The following is a 667-nucleotide window of genomic DNA, read 5'->3' on the forward strand; positions in this document are numbered from 1 at the left end:
GCGGTGCCGGATTTATTGGGTCCCATGTCTGTGATACCTATGTGGCGGACGGCTATGAGGTGTTGTGCGTAGATAATTTATCTTCTGGCAAACGTGCGAATATTGCGCATCTGCTCGATTCTGCGCATTTTCAATTTGTGGAAGCAGATATCACGCATCCGGAAGCCATGGCCGCGCTTTTTGCCAGCTTTCAACCGACGATCGTCAATCATCACGCGGCGCAGAAATCGGTCGTTACATCGCTGGAAGACCCGCTATATGATTTAGACATCAACGGCAAAGGATTGCTTGTTTTGTTGGCGTGTATTCAAAAACACCCCATTGACACTTTTGTGTATGTGTCATCGGGTGGTGCGTTAAGTAAAGTCATCGAAGGGGACGAAACATCTAGGGAAGAGGACACACCACAACTGATATCCCCGTATGCCATTACCAAATATGCCGGCGAACAATACCTCGCAATTTATGCCGAAGCCTACGGTTTTGCGTATACTGTTTTACGGTATGCTAATGTGTTTGGACCACGTCAAATTCCAGATGGCGAATGTGGGGTGGTGCCTATTTTTGTGAACAATATCGTGGCTAATCAAACATCGGTGTTAATGACCTATCCCGATATGCCGCGTGGTTGTACACGGGGATTATGTGTATGTAGGAGATGTTGCCG

General features: G+C 47.4%; 1 protein-coding gene. It reads left to right on the top strand.

Annotated elements, in window-relative coordinates; all coding sequences use genetic code 11:
* Nucleotides 1-667 (top strand): NAD-dependent epimerase/dehydratase family protein (locus PRIP_RS16025; protein WP_052009002.1); only part of this gene is annotated, 667 nt, incomplete at both ends.

It is taken from the genome of Paenilisteria riparia FSL S10-1204 (genome assembly GCF_000525995.1).
In the GTDB taxonomy this organism is placed as follows: Bacteria; Bacillota; Bacilli; order Lactobacillales; family Listeriaceae; genus Listeria_A; species Listeria_A riparia.